This is a genomic window from uncultured Maritalea sp. (assembly GCF_937139385.1).
GTDB lineage: Bacteria > Pseudomonadota > Alphaproteobacteria > Rhizobiales > Devosiaceae > Maritalea > Maritalea porphyrae_A.
In genome coordinates, this window is the sequence record NZ_CAKZPW010000199.1 from 1 (window position 1) to 7,311 (window position 7,311).

The 7,311-nt window shown below is 50.6% G+C and carries 7 protein-coding genes; 3 read left to right on the forward strand and 4 right to left on the reverse strand.

Features of this window, described 5'->3' with window-relative positions; genetic code table 11:
* Positions 1–669: FAD-binding oxidoreductase (locus Q0231_RS08605; RefSeq protein ID WP_299347164.1), on the forward strand; the 669-nt coding region annotated here is incomplete at its 5' end.
* Between the two features lie 347 nt (positions 670–1,016).
* Complete coding sequence (locus Q0231_RS08610; protein ID WP_299347165.1) at positions 1,017–2,405, forward strand: serine hydrolase; 1,389 nt, start codon at positions 1,017–1,019, stop codon at positions 2,403–2,405.
* A 24-nt stretch (positions 2,406–2,429) separates the two neighbouring features.
* On the opposite strand, the gene Q0231_RS08615 is transcribed toward Q0231_RS08610, so the two are convergent.
* From Q0231_RS08615 to Q0231_RS08625, 3 genes are all read right to left on the reverse strand, one after another.
* On the reverse strand, positions 2,430–2,909 hold the full coding sequence (locus Q0231_RS08615; RefSeq protein WP_299347166.1) for a tryptophan-rich sensory protein: 480 nt from the start codon (positions 2,907–2,909) through the stop codon (positions 2,430–2,432).
* A 112-nt stretch (positions 2,910–3,021) separates the two neighbouring features.
* Positions 3,022–3,666 carry a pyroglutamyl-peptidase I gene (gene pcp / locus Q0231_RS08620; protein WP_299347167.1) on the reverse strand — a complete coding sequence of 215 codons (645 nt, stop codon included), beginning with the start codon at positions 3,664–3,666 and terminating at the stop codon, positions 3,022–3,024.
* Positions 3,663–5,012: a mechanosensitive ion channel domain-containing protein gene (locus Q0231_RS08625; protein WP_299347168.1), complete on the reverse strand. Its 1,350-nt coding sequence runs from the start codon at positions 5,010–5,012 to the stop codon at positions 3,663–3,665. The genes pcp and Q0231_RS08625 overlap by 4 nt, the downstream gene beginning before the upstream one ends.
* Before the next feature lie 114 nt (positions 5,013–5,126).
* On the opposite strand from Q0231_RS08625, the gene Q0231_RS08630 reads away from it, so the two are divergent.
* Entirely contained in the window at positions 5,127–6,137 is a 1,011-nt protein-coding gene (locus tag Q0231_RS08630; protein WP_299347170.1) for a zinc transporter ZntB, read from the forward strand.
* A gap of 4 nt (positions 6,138–6,141) precedes the next feature.
* Here the strand turns inward: Q0231_RS08630 and Q0231_RS08635 are convergent.
* On the reverse strand, positions 6,142–7,311 hold a 1,170-nt coding region (locus Q0231_RS08635; RefSeq protein ID WP_299347171.1), incomplete at its 5' end, for an NAD-dependent succinate-semialdehyde dehydrogenase.

The following is a 7,311-nucleotide window of genomic DNA, read 5'->3' on the forward strand; positions in this document are numbered from 1 at the left end:
GAAACACAAGCGCGCGCACTGCATAAGCACCACAGCCATTTCATGATTGAAACAGCGCATGGCTCAGTAAAAGCGGGGCAAGTGGTCTTATGTGGCAGCGCATATATGCACGACCTATTTCCAAAATTCGAAGCCGCCGTTTTGCCCGTTGCTACTTATGTGGTCACCACAAAAGTGATGCCAGACAAACTAAGAGCAGCGATTTCCTATAAGGGATGCATTTCTGACAATCGGCGCGCGGGGGATTATTATCGCCTTATTGAAGGTGGTGATCGCTTGCTTTGGGGCGGCCGCATTACAACGCAGAAGTCGGAGCCAAAGGCTTTGTCCAATCTTCTCAGGCGGGACATCGAGGCAATCTACCCTCAATTATCAGGGCTCGAAATTGACAAAGCATGGTCTGGTCTTATGGGCTATTGTGCACACAAGATGCCTATTTTGGCCGAATTGGAGCCCGGTATTTGGGCGGCGACCGCCACCGGGGGGCATGGATTGAACACAACAGCGGCAATTGGCATTGTGGTGGCAGAGGCAATTGCTCAAAAATCGGATCGGTACAAGCTTTTCGCGCCTTTCAAAGCACAATGGAACGGGGGCCCGTTTGGCCAAGTGGCTGCACAAATGGCCTATTGGGGCATGCAACTACAAGACGCGTGGGATGAACGATAATTGTCGCTAAGGACGCCTGTTAAGTACTTAACCTATTGTTTATTGTTTTTTTGGCCCTCAAATTGCATCATGGTTTTTTTAAAGAGAAACTGAGTGGTCGTTTGCAATGAGAGATTTCGTAAGCTTGTTTATTGATTCAAAAGGGCGCAAATATCGAGTTGGCATGACTTGCGTAATTGTTGGTGCACTGATTGTTTGGGCCAGCGGCCTGTTTTTGGTCCTGGAAATCAACTAAGAAGCTTTAAACCCATTCCCCTTCCCAGATTTACCAATAGATAAAGTGCTTGCACCTTGCGTCAAATGTGGTTTGATGCGCCCCAATTGTTCTACTCTGGGAGGCGGAGCAAATGCGGTGGTTTGTTCTTGGCACTAAAGCTCTCGCTGGCTTTTTTGCGTTATTGGTACTGGCGACATGCATTTATTTGTTTGTGGCGCCACCTGACTTGCTGCGTGTGGCCACCAATTATTCTGCAAAAATGGTCTGTTCCAACGTGTTCTTGGCTGGGCGCGATCCCGTTGAAGTTCAAGACATAGATGTGCAGGCAGGTGGGCACCCTATCCTTGGCTATATTTCAATTGATATAGATGAACCCTCAGGCGTTGTTGTTGCACGACTGCTGGGTCTTTTTGCAACTGGCACAGCGGTATATCGAGAGGGGTTAGGCTGCGCCAGCGCGCCAAATGGCGATATTGCAAGGCTCAAATCCATCTCACTAGCCAACCAAAACATTGAGCAGTTCACCCGCACCTCAAAATGGCCAATGGGTGCTCATAACCTGAAGATGGACAATATTCTCGCCAACGAAGAGCTAATTGGTCCTGGAATGCGTGCCGTTGTGGTCATTAAGGACGCAGAGCTTATTGCTGAAACCTATGGGCCTGGTTTTGATATTGAGACGCCGCTTTTGGGCTGGTCGATGACCAAAACGGTGACGGCCCTCATCATGGGAGCGGTTTTGGGCGAAGATTTCAATGTTGAATCTGCTAATCTGTTTCCACAATGGCAAGATGATGAACGACGCGCAATCCGCATTCAGGATTTGATGAGCATGAGTTCGGGTCTGCAATGGAACGAGGGCTACGGCAGCGTTTCTGATGTGACGCGCATGCTCTATTTGGAACCCGATATGGCCGCATTTGGTGCATCATTGCCACTTGCCAAGGAAGGTGAAACTGAACCTTTCCACTATTCATCTGGAACAACTGTCTTGCTCTCTCGTATTTGGCAAAATTTGATCGGTGATAAAGCTCTTTCTTTCCCCCATGAGAAGCTATTTGGCCCATTGGGTATGCGCAGCGCCACGCTTGAAACGGATGCGGTGGGGACCTTTGCGGGCTCATCTTATCTTTACGCATCCGCACGGGATTGGGCGCGTCTTGGACAACTCATTCTTGATGGTGGTCAATGGAACGCTCAACAGCTGATCGACACCGACTACATCAATTGGATGACTGGAGCAGCACAATCGTCAACAGCCAGTTGGGGGCGTCCTGAATATGGAAACGGGCAGATTTGGTTGCACGGGCCAGATGCGGGCGTTCCAGAAGGGGAAGACCCCGATGCGGGATTTGACCTACCCAGCGATATCCGATGGATGTTGGGGCATGATGGTCAGTCCATTGCCATTATTCCATCTGAAGGTTTGGTGGTGGTGCGTATGGGTTTAACCCCATCTGGTCTTGGTTATCGCCCACAAGAAATGGTGTCTCAGATTGTTAAAGCGCTAAAAGAATAAGCTGAAGGCGGGCCAACCCATTTGTCAAATTGTATTGATGAGGATGTAGGCGGCAAATCCGCAGTAAGTAGCGGCGGGTAGATATGTCACAGCGGCTAAATACCATTTGGTCCGTGCAATAAAAATGGCGACCAAAAAGCCCATTGCCAGCAAAAACTCACTGATGCTTGCAAACATTAAATTTTGGCCAACGAAGAACACGAGCACAAAAACCCACGTCAAAACGAGTTGTGCGCCCCATAGGAGTACCGTGAACCTATTTTGGTGTTCCAACCATTCTGTCGCGACACCATAAGCGACCAAAATGTGGGAAAGCAAAAACCCGATGGCCCAGAATTTGCTAAGTGGTGTAAACAGGGGCCAATCAATTGATCGGAACCAATCTACGTCAGCCATGAACCGAGGCCCGACCAGAATTGGCAAAATTGTTAGCGCAAACACCACGAATGTGCTGCCAACTCGGCTCGCCGCATGGGCTTCAAATTGACCTTGCGCATCACTCACCAGTCTGCTCCCAAAAACCAAAATCGAGGCTAGGCTACATAGTTTTGTGCAAGTTTTTGTTAAGCGCCTTGGTTAAGCGAACCTTTTCCCTGAGGATTTTGGCACTAGCTGACTAGTGACTTTGACCCGAAATTTTGCGCACATCCGTCGCGCTGGATCTGGAAACCAGTATCGCACTGCGAACGGCTTTGATCATTTGCTCCAAAGGCGCTGAAGGTGTGTCGTTGCCCGCGAACTCCTTTGCTTGGGGCACATGAATAAACCCCGCGCGAATATCGTGCTGGTTGCGTGCAATATGGTTCAAAATACCATACATCAAATGGTTGCACACAAAGGTGCCTGCGGAAAAGGAAACGGAACTGGGCATCCCCGTGTCCTGCATTGCTTGGCACATGCGATTGATGGGCAATGTAGAAAAATACGCAGCTGGCCCTTTAGTTACAATCGGCTCACCAATAGGCTGGTTTCCGCCATTGTCTGCAATGCGATAGTCATCAAAATTGATGGCCACTTTTTCCGGCGTAATATCGGTGCGCCCAACAGCCACGCCCAGCGCAATAACAATACGTGGGCGATGCGAATTGATAAGCTGCACCGCCGTTTCCACGGCTCGAAATCGCTCAACAGGCAAAATGGCAGAGCGAATAATAAAATCCTCGTGGCATTCACCATCCAAGGCGTTTGCGATCAGCATTGAGGGGTTGCTTTCCTCCCCGCCGAAGGGTTCAAAGCCTGTTACTAGGATCGTTTGTTTCACAGTGCGGTCGACCCAGCTTTTTGCAAATCGGCTTTGAGCGATGGATCCATTATCAAATGGCGGTGCGGATATGGAATTTCGATATTGTGCTCCTTGAACGCATCCCAAACAGCCAAGAAAACGTCACCCCGAATATTGGTAATGCCGTTTGTCGGATCGGAAATCCAGAAGCGGAGCGTGAAATCAATAGAGCTCTCACCAAAGCCAACCACGTGGCAGACAGTCTGATATTCGCCCGTCGCCCGTATGGTGCGCGGGTGCGCCAGTGCAGCCTCAACAACGATTTTGCGTACAAGATGTGGGTCCGCGTTATAGCTCACGCCAAATTGGATTTCGATACGGATATAGGGATCGTTAAATGACCAGTTTTCCACCCTTTGTGTAATCAAATCTTCGTTTGGAATAAGGTATTCACGCCCATCACGCGCGGTCACGGAAACATAGCGAGCGTTGAGTGAGGTGATCCAACCAAATGTGTTGCCAACCGATATGACATCGCCAGGCTTGATCGAGCGATCAAGCAGCAAGATTACCCCAGAAATCAAGTTTGAAACGACCTTTTGCAGACCAAAGCCGATGCCCAACCCAATGGCACCAGAGACCAGTGTAAGCGCAGAGAAGTCGATACCGATCATGGACAGGCCAATCACGCCTGCCATTGTGAGCAAAACAAACCTTGATATCTTGCCCACCAAAACCCGCATGGCAGGGGACACATCGTCGAACGTCTGGAATTGCTTTTCAAGCAATCGGCTCAGAACCATTGCCGCCCAAAACAATATGGACAATAGCACGACGCCTTGAACGACCATAAGCAACGACAGGCGGAAACCGCTCATTTCAATTGCGAGTTCGTCGAACAGGGTAACGGTTTGCTGCAAAACGCCCAACGTGTAGAGCGCAACAACTGCCCAGCCAGCCAAGGCTACAAGCCTTGAAAGCGTTTTATTTCTGATCAAACGCGATGCAAAGGAAATGATGAGCCAAGACGTTGCAAGGCTAGCAATCGCTGTTAGCAGAAATGACCGACTGTCCCACGTGCCGACCTTTAATATCCACACAGCAATCCAAGCAAGAAATACAAAAATAACCCAGCGGGTGCGGCGCAGCGCAACAGCGGCCATGCGCAATCGACCACCTTTTATGGACATGGCCCGCAAGCGGGTTTCTAAGCGCGGTTCGATTTTTGAAGCCAAGAACTTGGCCAAAAGGTAGCAGGCGACAGCCGCAGCCAGCTGAACAGCACCCCAGAACAGGTGACCTTGGGTCAAAGACAAGCCAAAGATTCTTAAAAAACCATTCAGCGCCTTCACGATTTCTTCTAATAGTGGATTCAACTCATTCATGAGGGCACCATATCGGTTTTATTTGAAATACGAAATATGGTTTTTATCGCGTCAAAATTGCGGCAAGTATCAAAAAGGAATGACAAAACTCCAGCAAAGTGCAACTTTCCCAGTATGACCGATCAGCAAACCAAAAATGAACTCAAGCTACCAACACCCACCGCATTTTCTTACATGCTTGACGGGCGTGGCCACGCGTTAGCTGATGACCCGTTAAATCAATCCAACGACGGCAAGAGCAAGCCGGTTCGCGGCGCTTTTCAATGGCAGCATTTCCTGCGCAATGATGAGCGCACACGGCCAGAACTTCTTGCCCTTGCCGGCGATCAATTTGTTGTTGATGCCCTTACCGCGGCAGAAACGCGTCCCCGTTGCACCGTCCATGGCGATGGCGCATTGTTGATCCTGCGCGGCATCAACATCGAACATGGCGCCCAACCAGAAGACATGGTTTCAATTCGTTTGTGGATCACTGAAGGTCGCGTGCTGAGTGTCGGCCAGCGACCTCTCAAAGCTCTTAACGACTTGATTAGCGCGATGGCTCGCGATCAAGCGCCCAAATCGCCAGGTGATTTGGTGGCAAAACTCGCGCTTCGTTTGGTTGATGAGGTTGAACCGCTGGTGGCTGATATCAACAGCCAAATTGATGATCTGGAGGAAAAAGTGCTGGATGCAGTCGCCGAGACATCACGCGGTTCGCTTGCCGACATACGTCGGACATCCATTGTTTTGAGGCGCTACATGCTGCCGCAGCGCGATGCGTTGACCACATTGTTGATTGAAGATCTGGCGTGGCTGAAAGAACGTGATCGCAGTCGTTTGCGCGAAGCCAGCGAGCGGGTTACCCGTTTGGGCGAAGACTTGGATGCCATTCGCGACCGCTCCCAAGTGGTGCACGATCAGTTGATGGATAAACGTGCAGAGACAATGAACAAGCAAATGCTGGTTTTGTCCATTGTCGCTGCGCTGTTTTTGCCTTTGGGGCTTCTAACAGGTCTGTTGGGCATAAATGTTGGCGGCATGCCAGGGGTCGACAACCCTTATGCTTTTTCCATTGTCTGCGCATTGTTGCTGGCAGTTGGGGGATTTCAATTTTGGCTTTTCAAAAAAATTGGGTTGGTCTAGCCGGTTATTTGCCCAAACCACCCATAAGCACATATTTCACTTCCATATAGTCGTCTAAACCGTAATGGGAGCCTTCCCGGCCAAGACCTGACTGTTTGACGCCGCCGAACGGCGCTTCAACTGCGGACGTGATGCCTTCGTTTACACCAACAATGCCACATTCAAGCGCTTCGGCAACACGCCACACCCGCCCGATGTCCCGCGCGAAGAAATAACCCGCAAGGCCAAATTCTGAATCATTGGCGAGGTTGATAACTTCTTCTTCTGTTTCAAATTTGATCAACGGTGCGACCGGTCCGAAAATCTCTTCTTTGAGCACCCGCGCGTTCAAGGGCACGTCGCGCAACACTGTTGGTTGATAATAAAGACCACCAAGTTCGTGCGGCTTCCCCCCAGTTGCAGCAATTGCGCCCTTATCGCGCGCGTCTGCCACCAATTCCTCAACCTTCTTGAGCGCGTTGGCATTGATTAGGGGGCCTTGCGTCACCCCCTCTTCAAAGGCGTCACCAACTTTTAGGCTTTCCACACGTTTTGCGAACGCGGTGGCGAATGCATCATAAATGCCCGCCTGCACATAGAGACGGTTCGCACAAACACATGTTTGGCCAGAATTGCGGAATTTGGAGTTCAACGCCCCTTCCACCGCCGCATCTAAGTCTGCATCGTCAAAAACGATGAACGGGGATTTCCCCCCCAGTTCCAAGGAGACTTCGGCAAAATTTTCAGCCGCATTACGCACGATATGCCGTGCAGCCGTGGGGCCACCGGTAAACGCAACCTTGGCCACGGATGGATGCGACGTCAGCACGCGGCCACAAGGTTCGGCGCCGCCCGTGATGATGTTCACCACACCGTCGGGAATGCCCGCCTTGGCGATCAGTTTACCAAACTCAAGCAGCGGAGCAGAGGCATGTTCCGAAGCCTTGAGAACGATCGTATTGCCAGCGGCCAACGCCGGACCAACCTTGACTGCCGTTAAAAACATCTGGCTGTTCCACGGGATGACAGCGGCAACAACGCCAATTGGTTCGCGGTCGGTAAAGACAAACATGTCGGGTTTATCAATCGGCAAGGTATCGCCGTGAATTTTGTCCGCAGCACCCGCATAGAAATGAAAATACTCGGCAATGTAGGTTGCCTGCCATGCGGTTTCTTTGAACATCTTGCCGGTGTC